The sequence below is a fragment of the Achromobacter sp. genome (genome assembly GCF_032102605.1).
Lineage (GTDB): Bacteria > Pseudomonadota > Gammaproteobacteria > Burkholderiales > Burkholderiaceae_B > Achromobacter.
Genome location: NZ_DAMDGT010000002.1, coordinates 218,018 through 239,389, shown reverse-complemented (window position 1 = coordinate 239,389; position 21,372 = coordinate 218,018). Strand labels below are relative to the sequence as shown.

Here is a 21,372-nt window from a genome sequence, read left to right as displayed (position 1 = left end):
CTAAGGCGCCCGGCGGCGCTCAGTTCACGGTGATGTTCGCCTGCTTGATGATTTCGGCGTAACGGGCCGAATCCTTCTTCATCAGTTCCGCGAACTGCGCGGGCGTGCCACCCACCGGCAGGAAACCCGCGTCCACGAACTTCTGCCTGACGTCCGGCTCCTTGACGATTTCGCTAATCTCGCGCGACATGCGTTCGATGATCGGCCGCGGCGTGTTGGCCGGCGCCATCAGGCCGGCCCATGAACCGGTGACGAAGCCCGGCAAGCCGGCTTCTTCCATGGTGGGGATGTCCGGTTCCGTCGGCCAGCGTTCCTTGCCCGTGAACGCCAGCGCCTTCAATCGGTTCTGCTTGACGTACTGCATCGGCACAAGGATGGGGTCGAACACCATGGACACGCGGTTGCCCAGCAGGTCCGTCAGGATGGGGGCGCTGCCCTTGTAGGCCACGTGCGTCATCGTGATCTTGCTTTGCAGCGCGAAGTCGGCGCCGGTCAGGTGTGCGCTGGACCCATTGCCGCTGGACGCGTAGGTGAGCTTGTCGGGATTCTTGCGGGCATAGGCGACCAGCTCGGCCACGGTCTTGACGGGCACTTCCTGCGAGACGAACAGAAAGAGCGGCAGGTCCGCCATCTGCACCACCGGCGTCAAGTCGGCCGGCGTGTAGCCCAGCTTGTAGAGATGGAAGTTGATGATGTAGGCCGGCAGCATGGACAGGAAGGTGTAGCCGTCGGGCTCGGCCTTGGCGGCGATGGCGGAGCCCAGGCTGCTGTTGGCGCCCGGCCGGTTCTCGACGACGATGGTCTGGTTCAGGCGGGGCCCGAGCTTTTCCATCACGATGCGGGTCACGATGTCGGTAGAGCCGCCGGGCGTGTACGGCACGATGATCTTGATGGGCTTGCTGGGCCAGTCGTCCGCCGCGTGGGCGGGCGTCGCGGCCAGTCCTGCTGCCGCCAGTGCGGCGAACAGCAGCGTCCTGAGCGAGCGGCGGCGGTCTGCTGCCGCGGGGCGATGGGGCTGCGACTTGCGTGCTATTGCCATGGACTTGTCTCCTCCATGAATCGGCCGAGTATCGATGCGCGCCCGAGGTTTTTATGTGGCGCGATCGGCTTTTTTAAGGGGCTGCGGCTTTGCTGCCTATCGGACAAAGTCGCAAAAAAAGTATGGCACGGGGCATCGGGCGCGATCGCCCGCCGCGCCGCCGATAAAGTTCGATCACCGGACGCCAGGCATTTCCGCGGACGGATCGGCGGCGTACGGGTTTTCACTAGCGAATCGCGCGTTGTTCACGGTGTGGACATGCCTTAATCTGGCGGCCGGCCCAGTAAGGCAGGGCCTGGCTTTAGCTGCCGCCGGCTACGAGCCGACGGCGGACACCTACCTCAGGAGAAGCAAAAATGAAGCGGACTTTGATGGTTGCGGCCGGCGCGCTGGCCCTGGCATGCGCGTCCCAGGCGGCGGTGGCTGGTCCCACCCTGGATGCAGTGAAGAAGAAGGGATTCGTGCAGTGCGGCCTGACGGACGGCGTGTCCGGTTTTTCCGCGACGAACAGCAAGGGCGAATGGGAAGGCATGGACGTGGACATCTGTCGCGCGGTTGCCGCGGCCGTGTTCGGCGATGCCACCAAATTCAAGGGCACCGCGCTGTCCACCCAGCAACGCTTCACCGCCCTGCAATCGGGCGAGGTCGACGTGCTGCTGCGCACCGTGACGCTGACGCAGACGCGCGATACGTCGCTGGGCCTGTCGGCGGTCGCGGCCAGTTTCTACGACGGCCAGGGCATCCTGGTCAGCAAGAAACTGGGCGTCAAGAGCGCCAAGGAACTCAATGGCGCCACGGTCTGCGTGCAGCCCGGCACCACCACCGAACTGAACCTGGCCGACTGGTTCCGCTCCAACAACATTGAATTCAAGCCCGTCGTGATCGACAAGGTCACCGAAGTCGTGCGCGCCTTCGAATCCGGGCGCTGCGACGCCTTCACCGACGACGCCTCGCAACTGGCCGCGGTGCGCGCGACGCAGGTCGCCAACCCCAACGACTACGAGATCCTGCCGGAACGCTTCTCGAAGGAGCCGCTGGGCCCCATGGTGCGCCAGGGCGACGAGAACTGGCTGGGCATCGTCCGCTGGACCCTGTTCGCGCTGCTGGAAGCCGAGGAATACGGCATCACGCAGAAGAACGTGGATGAAATGCTCAAGAGCAAGAATCCCAACGTGCTGCGCATCCTGGGCGTGACGCCGGGCGCCGGCAAGAACATGGGGGTGGACGAAAAGTGGGCCTACAACGCCATCAAGGCGGTGGGCAACTACAGCGAAGTGTTCGAGCGCAACGTCGGCAAGGACAGCAAGCTGGGCCTGCAGCGCGGCACGAACGCGCTGTGGAACCAGGGCGGCGCGATGTATCCGTGGCCGATCCGTTGATGCGTCTTTGGTAGCGGACAGATAACAAGTCCGGCCGCCACCGCAAGGCCTCCTTCGGGAGGCTTTGTCGTTTCTGGCTGTTTCCGGATGCGAGGTTCGTGCAATTGGTCCCCGTCGACGCGCAACACCAACTACTTCAATTATTTGCGCCCACCATGCTTGTTCCGGCTGGCGAAACCTTTACGGAATGGTTCCATCCGCACACGCTGAAATGGCTCTATCGGGTTGGCGCCGGGCTGCCTATCATGTCCGTCAGGCGGGCGCGGATGCGTCCCCCACTGCCATTGATAACTACCAGGGAAATGACGATGAACGGCGCTGACAGCCTCTGCGATACCTTGCTTGCCAACGATGTGGACGTTTGCTTCGCCAATCCGGGCACATCGGAAATGCACTTCGTCGCGGCCCTGGATCGCAAGCCGAAGATGCGTTGTGTCCTGGGCCTGTTCGAAGGCGTGGTGACGGGCGCCGCCGACGGCTATGCGCGCATGGCGGACAAGCCGGCCGCCACGCTGCTGCACCTGGGCCCGGGCCTGGGCAACGGCCTGGCCAACCTGCACAACGCCAAGCGCGCGCGCACGCCCATGGTCAACATCGTGGGCGACCACGCCACGTACCACGTGCAGTACGACGCGCCGCTGACCAGCGACGTGGAAGGCGTCGCGCGGCCGATGTCGCATTGGGTCAAGCGCACGATGACGGCTGGGGCCCTGTCCGCGGACGCCGCCGAGGCCGTGGCCGTGGCGCGGCGCTCGCCCGGCAACATCGCCACCCTGATCCTGCCCGCGGACACCGCCTGGACCGAACTGCCCGACAACTCGCCCGCACCCATCGTGGCCAAGGACGAAGCGCTGGCGCAGACCACGGCCGACGCGGTCCGCGCCGCCGCCGCCGCCATTCGTTCCGGCGAAGCGACCGTGCTGATGCTGGGCGGCGCCGCACTGCGCGAGCGCGCCCTGAACGCCGCGGGCCGCATCGCGCGCGCCACGGGCGTGCGCCTGGTGTCGGAAACCTCGAATCGCCGCGTTGAACGTGGCGGCTCGCGCACGCCGGTCGACCGCCTGCCGTACCCGATCGATCTGGCGGTAGCCAAGCTGAAAGACGTGAAGCACCTGGTGCTGGCGGGCGCCAAATCGCCGGTGGGCTTCTTCGCCTATCCCGGCAAGCCCAGCCTGCTGGCCCCGCAGGACAGCAACCAGGTCGTGCTGGCCACGGCCGACCAGGATCTGCCGCATGCGCTGGAATGGCTGGCCGACGAACTGGGCATCGCCGCGGACGCGCCGCGCCTGGCCGCACCCGCCGCCAGCTACGAAGTGCCTGCCTCCGGCAAGCTCACCAGCGCCGCCGTGAATATCCTGGTCGCGCATCACCTGCCGGAACAGGCCATCGTCTGCGATGAATCCATCACGCAGGGACGCGAGTTCCCGATCTACAGCGTGAACAGCGCGCCGCACGACTGGCTCATGCTGACCGGCGGCGCCATCGGCATCGGGCTGCCGATGGCCACGGGCGCGGCGGTGGCGTGCCCGGACCGCAAGGTCGTGACGCTGCAGGCCGACGGCAGTGGCATGTACACCTTGCAAGCCCTGTGGACGCAGGCGCGCGAAAGCCTGGACTGCCTGACCATCATCCTGGCGAACCGTTCCTACGCCACGCTGCACGGCGAAATGAAAAACGTGGGCGTCGTGGAACCGGGCCGCAACGCCCGCCGCATGCTGGACCTGGAAGAGCCCTATCTGGGCTGGACGCACCTGGCGAAGGGCATGGGCGTGGAGGCTGTCACGGTGGACACCGTCGAAGGCTTCGCGCGCGCATTGGCGGATGGCCTGAAGCGGCGCGGTCCCTTCCTGATCGAAGCGCTGATCTGACCGCCGAGCGGCGCGCAAACCGCGCGCCGCTTTCATACCCCCAGATAGCGCGTCAACTGCTCGGGCTGCCGGGCCAGCGACGCGCTGTCGCCATCCTGCACGATCAATCCTTTTTCCATCACCAGGCACCGGTCGGTGTGTTCGAGTACGGCGCGGTAATTGCGGTCCACGATCAGCGTGGACATGCCGGTGGCCCGGATCTCGCGGATGATGCGCCAGATTTCCGCCACGATCAGCGGGGCCAGGCCCTCGGTGGCTTCATCCAGGATCAGCAGGTCGGGGTTGGTCATCAGCGCGCGGCCGATAGCCAGCATCTGCTGCTCGCCGCCCGACAACTGCTGGCCGCCGTGTCCCAGTCGTTCCCCCAGGCGCGGGAACGTGTCCAGCACCCGCTCATAAGTCCAGCCCTGACCCGCGCGATTGCCCGGCCGCGCCGCGACCTGCAGGTTTTCGCGGACATTCAGGTTGGGAAAAATGCCGCGCCCCTCGGGCACGTAGGCCACGCCCATGCGCGCGATGGCGTGCGGCTGCGCATGCGTGCAGTCGCTGCCGCGCACCCGCACATTGCCCTGCGCGCTTTTGACGTGTCCCATCAGGCTGCGGATCAGCGTGGTCTTGCCCATGCCGTTGCGGCCGACCAGCCCCACGGATTCGCCCGGCGCGATGTGCATGTCGATGCCGCGCAGCACGTGGCTGGCGCCGTAGTACACGTGCAGTCCGCCCGCTTCAATCAGCGCGTTCATCATGTGGCTCCGTGCCCGTCTTCGCCCAGGTACGCGGTGCGCACCTCGGGGTTGGCGCGAATGTCCGCCGGCGCGCCGCTGGCGATCGCGCTGCCGTTGACCATGACGGTGATGGTTTCAGCGATGCGGAATACGGCGTCCATGTCGTGTTCGACCAGCAGGATGGCATGGCCCGCCTTCAGCGTCTGCAACAGGTCCAGGATGCGATCGGTCTCTTCGGGACCCATGCCCGCCAGCGGCTCGTCCAGCAGCAGCACCTGCGGCTCGCCCGCCAGGCACATGGCGATCTCGAGCTGCCGCTTGCGGCCGTGCGGCAGCAGGCCGGCGGCCCGCCGGGCGTCGCCGGCCAGACCGGTGCGCTCCAGCGCGGAACCGGCCAGCTCGGCGCTGTGCCGGCAATCGGCCGCGTTGCGCCACCAGTGCCAGAAGCGCTGCCGGCCGGCTTGCGCGGCCAACCGGCAATTCTCGAACACGCTGAGTTCGGGAAAGATCGTGGACCGCTGATAGCTGCGCCCCAGTCCGGCGCGGGCGCGTTGCGGCTGACGCCACGCAGTGATGTCGCGGTCGCCCAGCATGACCTTGCCGCTGCTGGCGTCCAGTTCGCCCGACAGGATGTTGATCAGCGTGGATTTGCCCGCGCCGTTCGTGCCGATCACGGCATGCACCTGCCCGCGCCGCAGTCCGAGCGATACTCCGTTGACTGCCGTGAGGCCGCCAAAGCGGCGGGTGACCGCGGTGGCGGCCAGCAAAACATCAGACATGGCGTTCTCCGTGGATGGGCAGGCGCGGCGCGGGGGCGGCTTCACCGTCCGAGCGCGCGGGCGCGGCCGCGTCAGTCTTTCTTACGGTGCTGCCTGCCGCCCGCGCTTCGCGGCGCTCGCGCCATTGGGCCGGCAATCCGGCCAGTCCGTTGGGTAGCAGGGCCACCAGGGCGATGATGGCCAGACCCAGCGGCAGGTGCCAGTGGCGCGCGTAGTCGCCAAACAGCGCCTGGGACTGGAACAGCTCCTGCAGCAGCACCAGCGTGACGGTGCCCAGCACGGCGCCGCCCAGGCTGCCCATGCCGCCCAGGATGACCATCAGGAGCACCAGCCCCGATTGCTCCCACGCCAGCAATTCAGGCGTGACGAAGCCATCCTTCAAGGCAAACAGAAAACCCGCCAATCCGGCCAGCGTGGCGCCGACGACATAGGCGGCCAGCTTGTACGGGTAAGTCGAATACCCGGCGGCCCGCATGCGCTGTTCATTGATGCGGATGCCGGCCAGCGCCGCGCCGAACGGCGAGCGCCGCAGCAGCGCCAGGAAGCCCCAGGCGATCGCCAGGCAGACCAGGACGAAGAAGTAGAACGTGGCGGCGTTGCCCAGATCGAAGGGCGTCCATCCCCACAGCGATAGTTCCGGCCGGAAATACAGATAGATGCCGTCGCTGCCGCCCCCGATCTTCGTGTCGTGGAAGACGTAGTAGGCCATCTGCGAAAACGCCAGCGTGACCATGATGAAGTACACGCCCCGCGTGCGCAGGGCCAGCGCGCCGGTCAGCAGCGCGTACGCGGCGGCGGCCAGCAGCGCGGCCGGCAACAGCCACCACAGGCCGGCCGCTTCCGATTCCGGCGACAGCAGCGCCGCCACGTAGGCGCCGATGCCGAAGAATGCGGCGTGGCCCAGGCTGACGAGCCCGGCGCCGCCCACCAGCAGTTGCAGGCTGAGCGCGAAGATCGCGTAGATCATGATCTTGATGGCCAGGCCGGTGTAGTAGTCGCTGCCGCTCCAGTAAAAGGCGGCAAGCGCGACCAGCGCGGCGATGGGCAGGAGTCGGTTCAACATGGGCGTGCGCATGCGAGGGTCCCTTTCGTGTCAACAGGCCCTAGCCCTGTTTGAACAGCCCTTCGGGCTTGCAAAGAAGAATGACGGCCATCAGCAGGTACACCAGGACGCCTGCGGCCGCCGGAAAGAGCACCTGGCCGAAAGTCTCGGCAAAGCCCACCAGCATCGCGGCCAGGAACGCGCCGCGGATCGAGCCGATGCCGCCGATCACCACCACCACGAAACAGATGATGAGCACGCCATTGCCCATGCCCGGATAGACGGATGAGACAGGCGCCGCGATGCTGCCCGCAAGGGCCGCCAGCGCCACGCCCGCCGCGAACACCAGCCGGTAGAGCTTGTTGATGTCGATGCCCAGCGACCCGATCATTTCGCGGTTGCTGGCGCCGGCGCGCAGCATCATGCCTAGCCGTGTGCGTGAGATCACCCAGTACAGCAGCAGCGCGACGGCGATGCCCACGGCCGAGATGAACAACCGGTAGACGGGGTAGGTCATGACGCCGCCCAGCGGGATGCTGCCTTGCAGCCACGCGGGCAGCGGCACGCCATGCACGTCATTGCCCACGAGGATGCTGCGCAGCTCCTCGAACACCAGGATCAGCCCGTAGGTCATCAGCACCTGCTGCAAGTGATTGCGCTTGTACAGATAACTGAAGAACGCCGCTTCCAGCAGATAGCCCAGCACGCCGGCCGCCAGCACGCACACGGCCAGCGTCGCCAGGAATCCGCCGCCCAGCCAGCGGTCGACCACCGGGCCCAGCGCGAACGCCATGTAGGCGCCGATCATGTAGAAGCTGCCGTGGGCCAGGTTGATGATGCCCATGATCCCGAAGATGAGCGTGAGCCCGCTGGCCACCAGGAACAGCAGCAAGCCATACTGGAATGCGTTCAGGCTTTGGATGAGCAGGATGCTGATGTCCATGGGGCCTCCCGTTGCGGATGCGGTGCGGCGGCTACAGCTTGCAGCCGCGGGCGGGGTCGGCCAGCTTCTGCACGGCGACCTCGACGACCTTGTTCTCCAGGCCGTCGACGCGGCGCAGGTAGATGTCCTGCACCGGGTTGCCTGCCGACGACAGCGTGAACGGGCCGCGCGGGCTGTCCACGGTGGCGGTGCGCATGGCGCGCCGGAAGTCGTCCTTCTTGGCGAAATCCCCCTTGACCGCCGTCAGGCCCGATTGCATCAGCTGGGCCGCGTCATAGCCTTGCACCGCGTACACGTCCGGCTGCACCTTGTACGCCTTGGCGTAGTCGGCGCGGAAGGCGTTGTCGCGCGGCGTATTCAGCCCGTCGGCATAGTGCAGGGTGGTCAGCAGCCCCTGCGCCGATGCGCCCTGGGCCTGCAGCGTGCCGTCGGTCAGGAAGCCCGAGCCGTACAGCGGGATCGTCTTGTCCAGGCCGGCCGCGTGATAGTCCTGCACGAATTTCACGGCGCCGCCGCCCGCAAAGAACGTGAAGACCATGTCGGGCTTGAGCGCGGCGATTTCCGTCAGCAGCGACTGGAATTCCACGTTGGGAAACGGCAGGCTCAGTTCGCGCACGACCTTGCCGCCCGCTTTCTCGAAGCCCTCCTTGAAGCCGCCGATGGCCTCGTCGCCCGCCGCGTATTTCCATGTGATGGTCACGGCCGTCTTGTGGCCTTTGGCGTAAGCCACCGGACCCATCGCGTACGCCGGCTGCCAGTTGGTGAACGACGTGCGGAAGATGCCGGGGCCGCACAGCGGGCCGGTGATGGCGTTGGCTCCGGCGTTCGTCACGATCAGCGTGGTGTCGGCGTCCTTGGCGGCCTTGGCCAGCGCCATCGCCACGCCCGAGTGCACCGTGCCGATCAGGACATCCACCTGGTCGCGCTTGATGAGCCGGTTCGCGTTTTCGGCCGCCTTGGCCGGGTTGGACTCGTCGTCCACCTTGAAGTATTCGATCTCGCGCCCGCCCAGCTTGCCGCCCTGTTCGGCCACATACAGCTTGAAGCCGTTCTCGATGGCGTTGCCCAGCGCGGCGAAAGTCCCGCTGTACGGCAGCATGAAGCCGACCTTGAGCTTGTCGGCGGCCTGCGCGCCGCTTGCGGCGAGGGTGAGAGCTGCGGCCAGCGCAGCCCGGGTCAGGGCGTGATTCATGGTTTGTCTCCGTGCTTGTTATGGGCGGACGCCGGGCCTGGCTGCGGGCCCTTGGTCAACCGGGTTTTCCCAGCGCGCCGACAAAGCGGGCGACGGCCTGGACAACGGTGGCGGGTTGATCCCGGTGTGGCGAATGGCCGCAGTCCGGGATCTCCAGCAGTTCAGTCTGCGGCGCGCGACGGCGGATGCCGCGCACCTGCGCAAGCGTGCCGTATTCGTCGTCCACGCCCTGGATGGCAAGCACGGGACAGGCGATGCGGCTCAGGTAGTCTTCGATGTTCCAGGCGCGGAAGGCCGGCTTCAGCCAGATGTCGTTCCAGCCCCAGAATGCGGAATCCACGTCGTGGTGGTGGCGGCCAAGGCGGGCGCGCAGGTCCGATTCCACATACGCTTGCCGCGCCATGCCGATGCTGGACACGGAAACGTCTTCGACGAAGATGTGCGGCGCGGCGGCCACGACGCCGGCGACGGCGTCGGGATGCATCGCGGCATAGAGCAGCGCGATCGAGCCGCCGTCGCTATGGCCGAACAGCACCGGCTTGTCGGTGCGCGCATCCACGCCCAGCGCTTTCAGCAGCGCGGGCAGCGCCTCTTGCGCCTCTTGATGCATGAAATCCACGGGCCATTCCTCGCGCAGCGGCCGCGCCGTCGACCGGCCGTAGCCATATCGCGAATACACAAGCCCCCGGCAGCCGGCCTCGTCGCAGACGCGGCGTGGCCAGTCTTTCCACATCGACACCGACCCCAGTCCTTCGTGCAGGAAGACCACGAGCGGCGCGTTGCGCTCCGGCGCAATCCACTGGCATTCCAGTCGCATGTCGCGACCCCGCGCGTGGATCGTCGGGTACACGACGTCGTCCATGGCGGCCGTGGTCATAGCGCCGCCTCTTCCAGCGCCCGCAAGCGGAACCGCTGTATCTTGCCCGTGGCGGTCTTGGGCAGCTCATCCAGGAAATTGATCTGGCGCGGATACTTGAACGGCGCCAGATGCTGCTTCACATACTGCTGCAAGGCGGCGCCGGTCCGGTCATCGGGCTCGAAGCCGTCGCGAAGCACGACATACGCCTTGGTCTTGACCAGGCCGTCATGGTCCGGCACGCCGATCACAGCCGCCTCCAGCACGGCTTCGTGCTGGATCAGGATGTTCTCGACTTCGACCGGCGAGACATACTGCCCGCTGACCTTGATCATGTCGTCGCTGCGGCCGGCATAGGTGTAGTAGCCGTCCGGATCGCAGACGTACTTATCGCCGCTCTTGAGCCAGTCGCCCAGAAAGCACTGCCGCGTCTTGTCGCGGTTGTTCCAGTACATCAACGCGGCGCTCGGGCCCTTGATATAGAGATCGCCGATGGCGCCAGGCGCAACGGGCGTGCCGTTGTCGTCCCGCAGCTGCACCTCGTAGCCCGGCACGGGCATGCCCGTGGTGCCGTAGCGCAACTGGCCAGACCGGTTGGAAATGAAGATGTGCAGCATCTCGGTCGAGCCGATGCCGTCCAGGATTTCACAGCCGAAGTGGCGCGTGAAGCGTTCGCCGATATCGCGGGGCAGGGCTTCGCCCGCCGACGTGCAGATCCGCATCGCCACCTGCTCGCGTGGGGGCAAATCTGGCGAGGCCAGCATGCTGGCGTACAGCGTCGGCACGCCGTAGAACACGGTGGGACGGTGCCGGACCAGGCGCTGGAATACGGCTTGCGGCGTGGGGCGCTCGGCCATCAGGACGACGGTGGCGCCCACCGATAGCGGAAAGGTCAGGCCGTTGCCCAGGCCGTAGGCGAAGAACAGCTTCGCGGCGGAAAACACCACGTCGCTTTCCCGGATGCCCAGCACCGGCTTGGCGTAGAGCTCGGCCGTGTGCCAGAGGTTGCCGTGGGTATGGACCACGCCCTTGGGCTTGCCCGTGGAGCCGGACGAATACAGCCAGAAGGCGATCTCGTCCGACAGGGTGCGCGCGGCGGGGACAAGCGGGGCGTCCGCCAGCAGGGATTCAAATTCTCGGGCTGACGCGGGCAAGGGCGCGGCAGGCTGCGACACGACCAGGTGTTCGACGTCGGCCTGCGCTTGCGCCAGGGCGGTCTGCAACACCGGCAGCAAGGCGCCCGATACGAAGACGGCGCTGACCCGGCTGTGCGCAATGATGTAGGCATAGTCGTCGGCGGTAAGCAGGGTGTTCACGGCCACCGGCACCACGCCGGCGTGCAGCGCGCCCAGGAATACGACCGGCCAGTCGGCCGTGTCCTGCATCAACAGCAGGATGCGTTCTTCACGGCGCAGGCCCAGTTTGCTCAGGGCGCCGGCCATGCGAGCCACCCGCTCGGCCAGTTCGCCGTATGTCAGCTGACGCGTGTCGTCGATGTAGGCCGGCTTGGCCGCGCGCGGCGCATTCAGCGCGGCCAGGTGACTGGCGAAATTGAGTTCGGTGGGGCAGGTGTTCACGGTTGTCTCCATATGTCCTGGTGGGGTGGATGCCGTGCCTGTTTTATTTTTTGGCGGCAGGGCGGCCTGCGGGTCGGCGCTAGCCGGGGCGCGTGAATTCGATGGCGCCGCCGGGCAACAGGTAGAGCACGAGGGCGCGCCCGCGCGACACGGTGGGGCGATGGCTGGATCCCGGCCCATAGACCAGCCAGCCGGCGCCGTGGCCGTCGAAGCGGGCGTCATCGGTCAGCGGCATGATCATGTCGATCTCGCCGTTGGGGTGCGCGTGGTGGGGGCCTGCCAGGTCATCCATGTCGACGACGTCCACCGAACAGCCCTCCAGATCGGGTGCGGGCTTGATCACGCGGCCGTAACGGATGCCGCCGCCTTCGCGGTTGCACATCCACCCGTCAGCCACTCCCTGCCTACAGGCCGTGAAGATGTCCTGGAACAAGGCGCTTTGCGGACCGGCCTCGTCATTCAGACGCGTCTGAAGCGCCGCGTCCAGCGGCTGGCCGGCCATCAGGCGCGTCACGTCGCGCATCAGGGCATGGAATTGGTCTAGCGTGCTCACCGGGCGGCTCCTTTACACTGTCGGCGCTTCAGAAGTCGATGAAATCGACTGCTGTTTTTTTGCACCTGAACGGCTTTGGACTTGCGTGATGGAAAAATAGTGCTTCCTTTGACCTGGGTCAAGCACTATAGTGCATAAAAGAGCGGTAATCAGGGTATTTGCGGAGTCAGTTGAACCATGAATCAAGCGCTAGATGCGGCGCCTATCGAGCCCGGACGCGAGGTCTTTCTGGTGGCGCTGGGCGAGCGCGTGCGCCGCCTTCGCGCCATACGCGGCATGACGCGCAAGGGGCTGTCCCAGGCAACCGGCGTGTCCGAGCGCCATCTGGCCAATCTTGAGCACGGCGTGGGCAACGCCTCCATCCTGGTGCTGCTGCAGATCGCCCGGGCGTTCAATTGCGCGCTGGCCGAGCTGGTCGGCGACGTGACCACGGAATCTCCCGACTGGCTGCTGATCCGCGAACTGCTCAGCGGCCGCACGGAATCCGACCTGCAGCGGGCGCGCGAAGCGCTGACGCAATTGTTCGGCGTCGGGGCGGGCGCGCAGCGGCCCAACCGGACTCAGCAGGTCGCGCTTATCGGGCTGCGCGGCGCGGGCAAGTCCACGCTGGGCCAGATGCTGGCCGACGACCTGGGCTACCCCTTCGTCGAGCTGAACCGCGAGATCGAGCGCGTGGCGGGCTGCGGCATCCTGGAAATCCATAACCTGTACGGGCCCAACGCCTATCGCCGCTATGAACGGCGCGCGCTGGAAGAGGCGGTGCAGATCTACCCGGAAATGGTGCTGGCCACGCCCGGCGGCCTGGTGTCGGAACCGGCCACCCTGAACCTGCTGCTGACGCACTGCTATACGGTGTGGCTGCGCGCCACCCCCGAGGAACACATGGGGCGCGTCATGGCGCAGGGCGACTTCCGTCCCATGTCGGGCAACAACGAGGCCATGGCCGACCTGAAGCGGATCCTTGCCGGGCGCGAGGCCTTCTATGCCAAGGCGGACCTGACCTGGGTGACCAGCAACCTGGAAGTCTCGGAAAGCTTTGCCGGACTGCGTACGCAGGTGCGCAAGGCTTGCGGACTGCCTTTATAGGCAGTGCTACCCGAGTTGTCGACGTGCATGGCCGCCTGAGGGCGGCCTTTTTGTTGCCTGAACGGACGGGGGCGAACCTGCACTTTTCTGCATCTTCCGCTTGACGGTGTTTTTCTTCTGCACTAATCTGCACAATAATTCATGTGGTGCAGTATTTTTCCTGTCAAGCACAGGGCGTAGGAGGAGACACACTATGAGCAGCTCCATCAACAGAGTCGATTTCCGGACGGAGCCCGCCCAGTATCGGCATTGGCGCCTGGCATTCGATGGTCCGGTCGCGACGCTGGCCATGGACGTGGCCGAGGACGGCGGGCTGCGCCCCGGCTACAAGCTCAAGCTGAACTCCTACGACCTGGGCGTGGACATCGAACTGCACGACGCCCTGCAACGCATCCGCTTCGAGCACCCCGAGGTGCGCAGCGTGGTCGTCACCAGCATGAAAGACCGGATCTTCTGTTCGGGCGCCAATATCTTCATGCTGGGGCTGTCCACCCACGCCTGGAAGGTGAACTTCTGCAAATTCACCAATGAAACCCGCAACGGCATCGAAGATTCCAGCCGCCATGGCGGGCTGAAGTTCATCGCCGCCCTGAACGGCGCGTGCGCGGGCGGCGGCTACGAACTGGCGTTGGCCTGCGACGAGATCCTGCTGATCGATGACCGCTCGTCATCCGTCGCGCTGCCCGAAGTGCCGTTGCTGGGTGTGCTGCCCGGCACCGGCGGGCTGACCCGCGTCACGGACAAGCGCCGTGTGCGCCACGACCACGCCGATATCTTCTGCACGCTGGTCGAAGGCGTACGCGGCCAGCGCGCCAAGGACTGGCGGCTGGTTGACGACGTGGTCAAGCCCGCGCGCTTCGAGGCCGAGGTCCGCGAGCGCGCACTGGCGTTGGCGCAAGACAGCGACCGTCCGGCCGGAGAGCAGGGCGTGGCCCTGACGCCGCTGGAGCGCACCGAAACCGCCGACGGCCTGTCGTACCGCTACGTAGACGTGCAACTGGACCGCGACAAGCGGCAGGCCACCTGGATCGTGCGCGCGCCGCAGGGGACGGTGGAAACGGAACTCCAGGACATCGTTGCGGCCGGCGCCGGCTGGTGGCCGTTGCAGATGGCGCGGGAACTCGACGACGCCATCCTTTCCATGCGCACGAATGAACTCGACATCGGCACCTGGATCATCAAGACCGAGGGCGATCCGCAAGCCGTGCTGGCGGCGGACGCCGCGTTGCAGCGCCATGCGGGCCACTGGTTCGTGCGCGAGACCGCCGGCATGCTGCGTCGCACGCTGGCGCGCCTGGACGTGACGTCGCGCAGCCTGTTTGCGCTGATCGAACCGGGCTCGTGCTTTGCCGGGACGTTGCTGGAGCTGGCTTTGGCGGCCGATCGCAGCTACATGCTGGACGACGAGGACGCGGCCGAGCCGGCGCGCATCGTGGTCGGAGAGCGCAACTTTGGCGCCTATCCGCTCGTCAACGGCCAGAGCCGCCTGCAGCGGCGATTCTACGAAGAGGTCACCCCGCTTGAGGCCGTGCGCGCGCAGGCGGGTCAAAGCCTGTCGGCCGCCGACGCGCTGGAACTGGGGCTGGTCACCTATGCGCCGGACAGCATCGACTGGGACGACGAGGTGCGGATGGTGCTGGAAGAGCGCCGAGCGCTGTCGCCCGATGCGCTGACCGGGCTGGAAGCCAACTTGCGGTTCGGCGGCCAGGAAACCATGGAGACCCGCATCTTCGGCCGGCTGACGGCCTGGCAGAACTGGATTTTCAACCGCCCCAACGCGGCGGGCGACAAGGGCGCGCTCAAGCTGTACGGCAAGGGCGAGCAGGCGGCATTCGACTGGAACCGCGTTTAAGGCCCAAGAACAGGAGCAGAGACAATGTCAGGCATCAACTACACCGACAAGATTCCCAATAACGTCAACCTGTCCGGCGACCGCACGTTGCAGCGCGCGCTGGAACATTGGCAGCCCAACTACCTGCAGTGGTGGCAGGACATGGGGCCTGACGGTTCGCACGGTTTCGACGTCTACCTGCGCACGGCGGTCAGCGTCGAGCCCGACGGCTGGGCGCACTTCAATCACGTGCGCATGCCCGATTACCGCTGGGGCATCTTCCTGGCGCCGCTGGATGGCCAGCGCAAGATCCACTTCGGCGAAAACATGGGCCGCGACGTCTGGCAGGACGTGCCGGGCGAACACCGCGCGAATCTGCGCCGCATCATCGTCACGCAGGGCGACACCGAGCCCGCGTCGATCGAGCAGCAGCGCCACCTGGGCCTGACCGCGCCGTCGCAGTACGACCTGCGCAACCTGTTCCAGATCAACGTCGAAGAAGGCCGCCACCTGTGGGCCATGGTGTACCTGCTGCACCGGTATTTCGGGCGCGACGGGCGCGAGGAAGCCGACGCGCTGTTGCAGCGCAGTTCCGGCGATTCGGACAATCCGCGCATCCTGGGGGCGTTCAACGAGAAGACGCCCGATTGGCTGGCGTTCTACATGTTCACGTACTTCACCGACCGCGACGGCAAGTTCCAGCTGTGCGCGCTGGCGGAATCCAGCTTCGACCCCCTGGCGCGCACCACGAAGTTCATGCTGACCGAAGAAGCGCACCACATGTTCGTGGGCGAATCCGGCATTTCGCGCGTCATCCAGCGCACGTGCGAAGTGATGAACCAGCTGAAGACCGACGACCCCGAATCCGTGCGCGCGGCCGGCGTGATCGATCTGCCCACCATCCAGCGCTATCTGAACTTCCACTACAGCGTCACCATCGACCTCTTCGGCGCGGACCAGTCGTCCAACGCCGCCATTTTCTACGGTTCGGGCCTGAAAGGGCGCTACGAAGAAAGCAAGCGCACCGACGACCATCAGCTGAAGAACGACACCTACCGCGTGCTGAGCGTCAACAACGGCAAGCTCAACGAAACCGAGGTGCCGATGCTCAACGCGCTGAATGAAGTGCTGCGCGACGACTTCATCCGCGATTCGGTGGCGGGCATCGGCCGCTGGAACAAGGTCATCGAAAAGAGCGGCATTCCCTTCCGGCTGCAGGTGCCGCACAAGGCCTTCAACCGCCAGATCGGCACGCTGGCCGGCATCCGCATGTCGCCTGAAGGCGAGATCCTGTCCGAAGCGCAATGGCAGGCCAACCAGCACAAGTGGCTGCCCACGCCCGAGGACCGCGCGTTCGTCGCGTCGTTGATGGGCCGCGTCACCGAACCCGGCAAGTTCGCCAACTGGATCGCGCCGCCGGTCATGGGCATTAACCGCCAGCCCGTGAACTTCGACTACGTCCGTTTCAACTGAAGGCCGCGCGCCCGCGCAGGGAGGCTGGCGATGAACGCCCCGTTACCCGTGGAAGTCCTGAAGCAGCACCTGATCGACCCCGAGATCTGCATCCGCTGCAATACGTGCGAAGAGACCTGTCCGGTCGACGCGATCACCCACGACTCCAACAACTACGTCGTGGATCCCGAGATCTGCAACGGCTGCATGGCCTGCGTGCCGCCTTGCCCCACGGGCTCCATCGACAACTGGCGGCTGGTGGTGCGGGCCGAGGCCTATTCGGTGCAGGATCAGTTGGGTTGGGAGGAGCTGCCGGGTGAAAAAGTCCTGCCGGCGGATACTGCGGCAGAGCCCGTGCTGCTCGCGCCGGCCGATGCATCCGTGCCGGGGGTGGCGGCGGCGCCCGTGGCCTCCGGTGCGTCGGTGCCGCCGTGGTCGGCGGCGCATCCCTACGTCAACCTGTACACGCACAAGACGCCCGTTACGGCGACGGTGGTCGGCAACTATCGCGTGACGGGCGCAGATACCGAAAGCGACATCCATCACATCGTGCTGGATTTTGGCGAACAACCCTTTCCCGTGCTGGAAGGCCAGTCCATCGGCATCCTGCCGCCGGGCACGGACGCGCAGGGCAGGCCGCATTACGCCCGCCAGTATTCGCTGGCCAGTCCGCGCGATGGGGAACGCGCGGGCTACAACAATCTGTCGCTGACCGTGAAACGCGTCACGCAGGACCATGGCGGCGCGGCGGCGCATGGCGTCTGCTCCAACTACCTGTGCGACCTAGCCAGGAACGACACCGTGCAGGTGATCGGCCCCTTCGGCCACACCTTCCTCATGCCCAACCATCCACGGGCCAACCTCATCATGATCTGCACGGGGACGGGTTCGGCGCCCATGCGCGCCATGACCGAGCGCAGCCGGCGCCTGCTCGGCACGGGCGACATCGGCAAACTCATGCTGTTTTTCGGCGCGCGCACCGAACGCGAGCTGCCGTACTTCGGACCGCTGATGAAGCTGCCGCGCGATTTCATCGACATCAACCTGGCGCTGTCGCGCGAAGCCGGCCAGCCCAAGCGCTACGTGCAGGACCTGATCCGCGAACGGGCGGCCGACGTGCGCGATCTGCTGGCCGACCGCAATACGTGCATCTACGTCTGCGGCCTGAAAGGCATGGAAGTGGGCGTCCTGGACGCATTGCAGGACGTGGTGGTGCAGTCCGGCAAGGATTGGTCTATTCTGCACGAAGCGCTGCGCCGCGAAGGCCGGCTGCACTTCGAGACCTACTGACTCCAACAACACAAGCGTGACGAACGGCGCGCCTGGGCGCGCCGGTTTCGTTTGCAGGGGAAAAGAAAAATGAAATTCGCGGAATTCAAGGATGGCATGGTGATCAAGGCGGGGCCGATCAAGGTCACCGAAGCAGAGATCCTGGAGTTTGCCCGCAAGTACGATCCGCAATGGTTCCATACCGATCCGCAACGCGCCGCGGAAGGGCGCTGGGGCGGACTGATCGCCAGCGGCTGGCACACCTGCGCACTGGCGATGCGCATGGCCGTCGACGCCGCCCTGCATGATTCCGAATCCTTCGGTTCCCCCGGCCTGGGCGAAGTCCGCTGGCGCACGCCGGTGCGCCCCGGCGACACGCTGCACCTGCACGCGCGCGTGCAAGGCGCGCGCCACTCGGCGTCGCGTCCGGACCTGGGCATCATCAACTGGGCCTGGACGGTCGTGAACCAGCACGAAGAAAGCGTGCTGGAAATGGATGCGACGAGTCTGTTCGATCTGTCGGGCAACAACTAGGCGCGCGTGAACGCCTGATGTCGTGGCTGATCGACCTGTTTGCCGATCGCCCGCGCCCATGAAAAAAGGCCGCCCAACCGGGCGGCCTTGTTGCCTATGGCAGGCAGGCGATCAATAGAACGCCTGGATGCCGGTCTGTGCGCGGCCCAGGATCAGGGCGTGCACGTCGTGGGTGCCTTCGTAGGTGTTGACCACTTCCAGGTTCACCAGGTGGCGGGCCACGCCGAATTCGTCGGAGATGCCGTTGCCGCCCAGCATGTCGCGGGCCAGGCGGGCGATGTCCAGCGCCTTGCCGCAGGAATTGCGCTTCATGATCGAGGTGATCTCGACGGCGGCGGTGCCTTCGTCCTTCATGCGGCCCAGGCGCAGGCAGCCTTGCAGCGCCAGCGTGATTTCGGTCTGCATGTCGGCCAGCTTCTTCTGGATGAGCTGGTTGGCGGCCAGGGGGCGGCCGAACTGCTTGCGGTCCAGGGTGTACTGGCGGGCGGTGTGCCAGCAGGCTTCGGCGGCGCCGACGGCGCCCCAGGCGATGCCGTAGCGGGCGGAGTTCAGGCAGGTGAACGGACCCTTCAGGCCGGAAACGCCGGGCATCATCTGGTCGGCGGACACTTCCACTTCGTCCATGACGATTTCACCGGTGATCGACGCGCGCAGGCCGACCTTGCCGTGGATGGCGGGAGCCGACAGGCCCTTCATGCCCTTTTCCAGGATGAAGCCGCGGATCTTGCCGTCGAAGTCGCCGCCGACGCACTTGGCCCACACCACGAACACGTCAGCGATCGGCGAGTTGGTGATCCACATCTTGTTGCCGGACAGCTTGTAGCCGTCGGCCGTCTTGACGGCGCGGGTTTCCATGCCGTTGGGGTCGGAACCGTGGTTGGGTTCGGTCAGGCCGAAGCAGCCGATCCATTCGCCGCGCGCCAGCTTGGGCAGGTACTTCTTCTTCTGCTCTTCGCTGCCGAATTCGTTGATGGGAACCATCACCAGCGACGACTGCACGCTCATCATCGAACGGTAGCCGGAGTCGACGCGTTCGACTTCGCGGGCGATCAGGCCGTAGCTGACGTAGTTCAGGCCGGCGCCGCCGTATTCGACGGGGATGGTGGCGCCCAGGAGGCCGAGCTCGCCCATTTCGGAGAAGATTTCCGGATCGGTCTTCTCGTTGCGGAAGGCGTTCAGGACGCGCGGAGCCAGCTTGTCCTGCGAGTAGGCATAGGCGGCGTCGCGCACCATGCGTTCTTCTTCAGTCAGTTGCTGGTCCAGCAACAGGGGGTCTTGCCAGTGGAATGAGGGGTTCGAGGACATGCTGGTCTCCGCTATGGATTTCCGTGATCGGAATCTAGAAAGTTTAAACTTAAAATAATTCGGGCGGCAAGTTGGGGTTTGCACGGCGACGCGCCTGGGCGCGCCGCCGGGATGTGCCACCCAGTGGGGTCAGTGCTGGGCCTTGAGCGCGGCCTCGCGGATCTTTTCGAGGGTCGTGGACGGGCTGATGGTTTCCGGGTCGATGAAGCAGTGCAGGATCGCCGGCTTGCCGCTGGCCAGGGCCCGTTCAAAGGCCGGGCCGAACTGTTCCGTGGTCTCGACGCGTTCGCCGTGGCCGCCGAAGGCCCGGGCGTAGTCGGCGAAATCCGGATTCTTGAGCTGGGTCGCGGAAATGCGGCCCGGGTAGTGCTTTTCCTGGTGCATGCGGATCGTGCCGTACATGCCGTTGTCGACCAGGACCACGATGATGGGCAGGTCGTACTGCACCGCGGTGGCGAATTCCTGGCCGTGCATCAGGAAGCAGCCGTCGCCCGCGAAGCACACGACGGTCTTGTCGGGCCACACGCGCTTGGCGCCCACTGCGGCGGGCAGGCCGTAGCCCATGGAGCCCGAGGTGGGCGCCAACTGCGTGCCGTAGCGGGTGAACCGGTGGAAGCGGTGCAGCCACGTGGCGTAGTTGCCCGCGCCGTTGGTCATGATGGCGTCCGCCGGCAGGTTCTTTTCCAGGTAGGCCATGACCTGGCCCATTTGCAGGGCGCCCGGGGTGGTGATGCTTTCCGGGTCGCTCCACTTCAGGTAGGACTCGCGCATCGCCTTCGTGCCTTCGGCCCACGCGGGCTTGGCCGGCGCCTTCAGGCCAGCCAATGACGCGGCGAAGGCAGCGGGCGACGTGTTGATCGACAGGGTGGGGCGGTAGACCCGGCCCAGTTCGGCGGTGTCGGGGTGCACGTGCACCAGCTTTTGCTTAGGAACCGGAATGTCCAGCAGCGTATAGGCCTGGCTGGGGTTTTCGGACATGCGGCCGCCGACCAGCAGGATCAGGTCGGCGTCGGCCACGCGCTTGAGCAACGCCGGGTTGATGCCCAGGCCGACGTCGCCGATGAAGCAGGGGTGGTCGGCCGGAAACAGCATCTGGCGGCGGAACGACACCGCGGTCGGCAGCGCATGACGCTGCGCGAAGTCGGCGAACTGCTGGACGACGCGTGCGTCCCAGCGGGCGCCGCCCAGGATGGCGACCGGGTTCTTGGCGTCGGCAAGCAGCTTTTCCAGGTCGGCGAGCTGGCCGGCCGTGGGGGCGGATTCGATCACTTCGTAGCGCGGGGCGTCGGCCACCTTGGCGGCTTCGACCAGCATGTCTTCAGGCAGCGCGATGACGACCGGGCCCGGGCGGCCGGACGTGGCGATGTGGAAGGCTCGCGAGATCAGCTCGGGGATGCGTTCGACCTGGTCGATCTCGGTGACCCACTTGGCCTGCGTGCCGAAGACGGCGCGGTAATCCATTTCCTGGAAAGCTTCGCGCTCGCGCATGCCGCGTTCGATCTGGCCGACGAACAGGATCATCGGCGTGGAGTCCTGCTTCGAGATATGCACGCCCGCCAGCGCGTTGGAGGCGCCGGGGCCGCGCGTCACCATGCAGATGCCGGGCTCGCCCGTCAGCTTGCCATGGGCGTCGGCCATCATGGCCGCGCCGCCTTCCTGGCGGCACACCGTGACCTTGATGTCGGCGTCGTGCAGGCCGTCCAGCACCGCCAGATAGCTTTCGCCGGGGACACAAAATACATGTTTGACGCCCTGGGCGACCAGTTGGTCGACCAGAATGTGACCGCCAAGGCGGGAATCTTGCTGAGGCATGGTGGTGTCGTGGTTAGCCTAGGTTAGGACTCCCGAGCATATGTTCCCTGGGCGCACAACGCAATTGATAAAATTGCACATTCTGTTGATCCACCGGCACGTGCCGTCTGGTGCGCCGCATCATCCCGCG

Annotated in this window: 18 protein-coding genes; 7 read left to right on the top strand and 11 right to left on the bottom strand. The window is 66.0% G+C overall.

Going from position 1 to position 21,372, the window contains the following annotated elements:
• Nucleotides 1-19: 19 nt before the first annotated feature.
• Nucleotides 20-1,039 (bottom strand): tripartite tricarboxylate transporter substrate binding protein, encoded by a 1,020-nt coding sequence (locus RT614_RS05750; protein ID WP_313620905.1) that lies wholly within the window; start codon nucleotides 1,037-1,039, stop codon nucleotides 20-22.
• A 356-nt stretch (nucleotides 1,040-1,395) separates the two neighbouring features.
• On the opposite strand from RT614_RS05750, the gene RT614_RS05745 reads away from it, so the two are divergent.
• Nucleotides 1,396-2,418 carry an amino acid ABC transporter substrate-binding protein gene (locus RT614_RS05745; RefSeq protein ID WP_313620903.1) on the top strand — a complete coding sequence of 341 codons (1,023 nt, stop codon included), beginning with the start codon at nucleotides 1,396-1,398 and terminating at the stop codon, nucleotides 2,416-2,418.
• 308 nt (nucleotides 2,419-2,726) lie between these two features.
• Complete coding sequence (locus RT614_RS05740) at nucleotides 2,727-4,286, top strand: acetolactate synthase large subunit (protein ID WP_313620901.1); 1,560 nt, start codon at nucleotides 2,727-2,729, stop codon at nucleotides 4,284-4,286.
• 32 nt (nucleotides 4,287-4,318) lie between these two features.
• Here the strand turns inward: RT614_RS05740 and RT614_RS05735 are convergent, their stop codons facing one another.
• The 8 genes from RT614_RS05735 to RT614_RS05700 form a co-directional block, all read right to left on the bottom strand.
• Complete coding sequence (locus RT614_RS05735; protein WP_313621561.1) at nucleotides 4,319-5,029, bottom strand: ABC transporter ATP-binding protein; 711 nt, start codon at nucleotides 5,027-5,029, stop codon at nucleotides 4,319-4,321.
• Nucleotides 5,029-5,790, bottom strand: coding sequence for an ABC transporter ATP-binding protein (locus RT614_RS05730; protein WP_313620900.1), 762 nt, complete (start codon nucleotides 5,788-5,790; stop codon nucleotides 5,029-5,031). The genes RT614_RS05735 and RT614_RS05730 overlap by 1 nt, the downstream gene beginning before the upstream one ends.
• The gene (locus tag RT614_RS05725) at nucleotides 5,783-6,853 is read right to left on the bottom strand and encodes a branched-chain amino acid ABC transporter permease (protein ID WP_313620899.1); all 1,071 of its coding nucleotides are present in this window, start codon (nucleotides 6,851-6,853) and stop codon (nucleotides 5,783-5,785) included. The genes RT614_RS05730 and RT614_RS05725 overlap by 8 nt, the downstream gene beginning before the upstream one ends.
• 40 nt (nucleotides 6,854-6,893) lie before the next feature.
• Nucleotides 6,894-7,775, bottom strand: coding sequence for a branched-chain amino acid ABC transporter permease (locus RT614_RS05720; RefSeq protein WP_313620898.1), 882 nt, complete (start codon nucleotides 7,773-7,775; stop codon nucleotides 6,894-6,896).
• Nucleotides 7,776-7,806: 31 nt separating this feature from the next.
• Entirely contained in the window at nucleotides 7,807-8,967 is a 1,161-nt protein-coding gene (locus RT614_RS05715; protein WP_313620897.1) for an ABC transporter substrate-binding protein, read from the bottom strand.
• Nucleotides 8,968-9,022: 55 nt separating this feature from the next.
• Entirely contained in the window at nucleotides 9,023-9,844 is an 822-nt protein-coding gene (locus RT614_RS05710) for an alpha/beta fold hydrolase (protein WP_409558427.1), read from the bottom strand.
• The gene (locus RT614_RS05705; RefSeq protein WP_313620895.1) at nucleotides 9,841-11,400 is read right to left on the bottom strand and encodes a benzoate-CoA ligase family protein; all 1,560 of its coding nucleotides are present in this window, start codon (nucleotides 11,398-11,400) and stop codon (nucleotides 9,841-9,843) included. Before RT614_RS05705 ends, RT614_RS05710 begins: the two co-directional genes overlap by 4 nt.
• A 79-nt stretch (nucleotides 11,401-11,479) precedes the next feature.
• Nucleotides 11,480-11,953 (bottom strand): DUF4863 family protein, encoded by a 474-nt coding sequence (locus RT614_RS05700; protein WP_313620894.1) that lies wholly within the window; start codon nucleotides 11,951-11,953, stop codon nucleotides 11,480-11,482.
• Nucleotides 11,954-12,130: 177 nt separating this feature from the next.
• Here RT614_RS05700 and RT614_RS05695 point away from each other — a divergent pair, with 177 nt between their 5' ends.
• The 5 genes from RT614_RS05695 (at nucleotide 12,131) to RT614_RS05675 (ending at nucleotide 18,125) form a co-directional block, all read left to right on the top strand.
• On the top strand, nucleotides 12,131-13,039 hold the full coding sequence (locus RT614_RS05695) for a helix-turn-helix transcriptional regulator (RefSeq protein ID WP_313620892.1): 909 nt from the start codon (nucleotides 12,131-12,133) through the stop codon (nucleotides 13,037-13,039).
• Nucleotides 13,040-13,232: 193 nt separating this feature from the next.
• Nucleotides 13,233-14,891 carry a 2,3-epoxybenzoyl-CoA dihydrolase gene (gene boxC / locus RT614_RS05690; protein WP_313620890.1) on the top strand — a complete coding sequence of 553 codons (1,659 nt, stop codon included), beginning with the start codon at nucleotides 13,233-13,235 and terminating at the stop codon, nucleotides 14,889-14,891.
• Between the two features lie 24 nt (nucleotides 14,892-14,915).
• Complete coding sequence (gene boxB, locus RT614_RS05685; protein WP_313620889.1) at nucleotides 14,916-16,343, top strand: benzoyl-CoA 2,3-epoxidase subunit BoxB; 1,428 nt, start codon at nucleotides 14,916-14,918, stop codon at nucleotides 16,341-16,343.
• Nucleotides 16,344-16,373: 30 nt separating this feature from the next.
• Nucleotides 16,374-17,612 (top strand): benzoyl-CoA 2,3-epoxidase subunit BoxA, encoded by a 1,239-nt coding sequence (boxA, locus tag RT614_RS05680; RefSeq protein WP_313620888.1) that lies wholly within the window; start codon nucleotides 16,374-16,376, stop codon nucleotides 17,610-17,612.
• A 69-nt stretch (nucleotides 17,613-17,681) separates the two neighbouring features.
• Complete coding sequence (locus tag RT614_RS05675; protein ID WP_313620887.1) at nucleotides 17,682-18,125, top strand: MaoC family dehydratase; 444 nt, start codon at nucleotides 17,682-17,684, stop codon at nucleotides 18,123-18,125.
• Nucleotides 18,126-18,236: 111 nt separating this feature from the next.
• On the opposite strand, the gene RT614_RS05670 is transcribed toward RT614_RS05675, so the two are convergent.
• Entirely contained in the window at nucleotides 18,237-19,430 is a 1,194-nt protein-coding gene (locus tag RT614_RS05670; RefSeq protein WP_056326766.1) for an acyl-CoA dehydrogenase, read from the bottom strand.
• 129 nt (nucleotides 19,431-19,559) lie between these two features.
• Entirely contained in the window at nucleotides 19,560-21,242 is a 1,683-nt protein-coding gene (locus tag RT614_RS05665) for a thiamine pyrophosphate-binding protein (protein ID WP_313620886.1), read from the bottom strand.
• Between the last annotated feature and the right edge of the window lie 130 nt (nucleotides 21,243-21,372).

What these genes read in the sequence shown, in the direction of transcription:
- RT614_RS05750 (WP_313620905.1), bottom strand. Translation starts at nt 1,039, where the DNA reads ATGGCAATAGCACGCAAGTCGCAGCCCCATCGCCCCGCGGCAGCAGAC.
- RT614_RS05745 (WP_313620903.1), top strand. Translation starts at nt 1,396, where the DNA reads ATGAAGCGGACTTTGATGGTTGCGGCCGGCGCGCTGGCCCTGGCATGC.
- RT614_RS05740 (WP_313620901.1), top strand. Translation starts at nt 2,727, where the DNA reads ATGAACGGCGCTGACAGCCTCTGCGATACCTTGCTTGCCAACGATGTG.
- RT614_RS05735 (WP_313621561.1), bottom strand. Translation starts at nt 5,029, where the DNA reads ATGAACGCGCTGATTGAAGCGGGCGGACTGCACGTGTACTACGGCGCC.
- RT614_RS05730 (WP_313620900.1), bottom strand. Translation starts at nt 5,790, where the DNA reads ATGTCTGATGTTTTGCTGGCCGCCACCGCGGTCACCCGCCGCTTTGGC.
- RT614_RS05725 (WP_313620899.1), bottom strand. Translation starts at nt 6,853, where the DNA reads ATGTTGAACCGACTCCTGCCCATCGCCGCGCTGGTCGCGCTTGCCGCC.
- RT614_RS05720 (WP_313620898.1), bottom strand. Translation starts at nt 7,775, where the DNA reads ATGGACATCAGCATCCTGCTCATCCAAAGCCTGAACGCATTCCAGTAT.
- RT614_RS05715 (WP_313620897.1), bottom strand. Translation starts at nt 8,967, where the DNA reads ATGAATCACGCCCTGACCCGGGCTGCGCTGGCCGCAGCTCTCACCCTC.
- RT614_RS05710 (WP_409558427.1), bottom strand. Translation starts at nt 9,844, where the DNA reads ATGACCACGGCCGCCATGGACGACGTCGTGTACCCGACGATCCACGCG.
- RT614_RS05695 (WP_313620892.1), top strand. Translation starts at nt 12,131, where the DNA reads ATGAATCAAGCGCTAGATGCGGCGCCTATCGAGCCCGGACGCGAGGTC.
- boxC (WP_313620890.1), top strand. Translation starts at nt 13,233, where the DNA reads ATGAGCAGCTCCATCAACAGAGTCGATTTCCGGACGGAGCCCGCCCAG.
- boxB (WP_313620889.1), top strand. Translation starts at nt 14,916, where the DNA reads ATGTCAGGCATCAACTACACCGACAAGATTCCCAATAACGTCAACCTG.
- boxA (WP_313620888.1), top strand. Translation starts at nt 16,374, where the DNA reads ATGAACGCCCCGTTACCCGTGGAAGTCCTGAAGCAGCACCTGATCGAC.
- RT614_RS05675 (WP_313620887.1), top strand. Translation starts at nt 17,682, where the DNA reads ATGAAATTCGCGGAATTCAAGGATGGCATGGTGATCAAGGCGGGGCCG.
- RT614_RS05670 (WP_056326766.1), bottom strand. Translation starts at nt 19,430, where the DNA reads ATGTCCTCGAACCCCTCATTCCACTGGCAAGACCCCCTGTTGCTGGAC.
- RT614_RS05665 (WP_313620886.1), bottom strand. Translation starts at nt 21,242, where the DNA reads ATGCCTCAGCAAGATTCCCGCCTTGGCGGTCACATTCTGGTCGACCAA.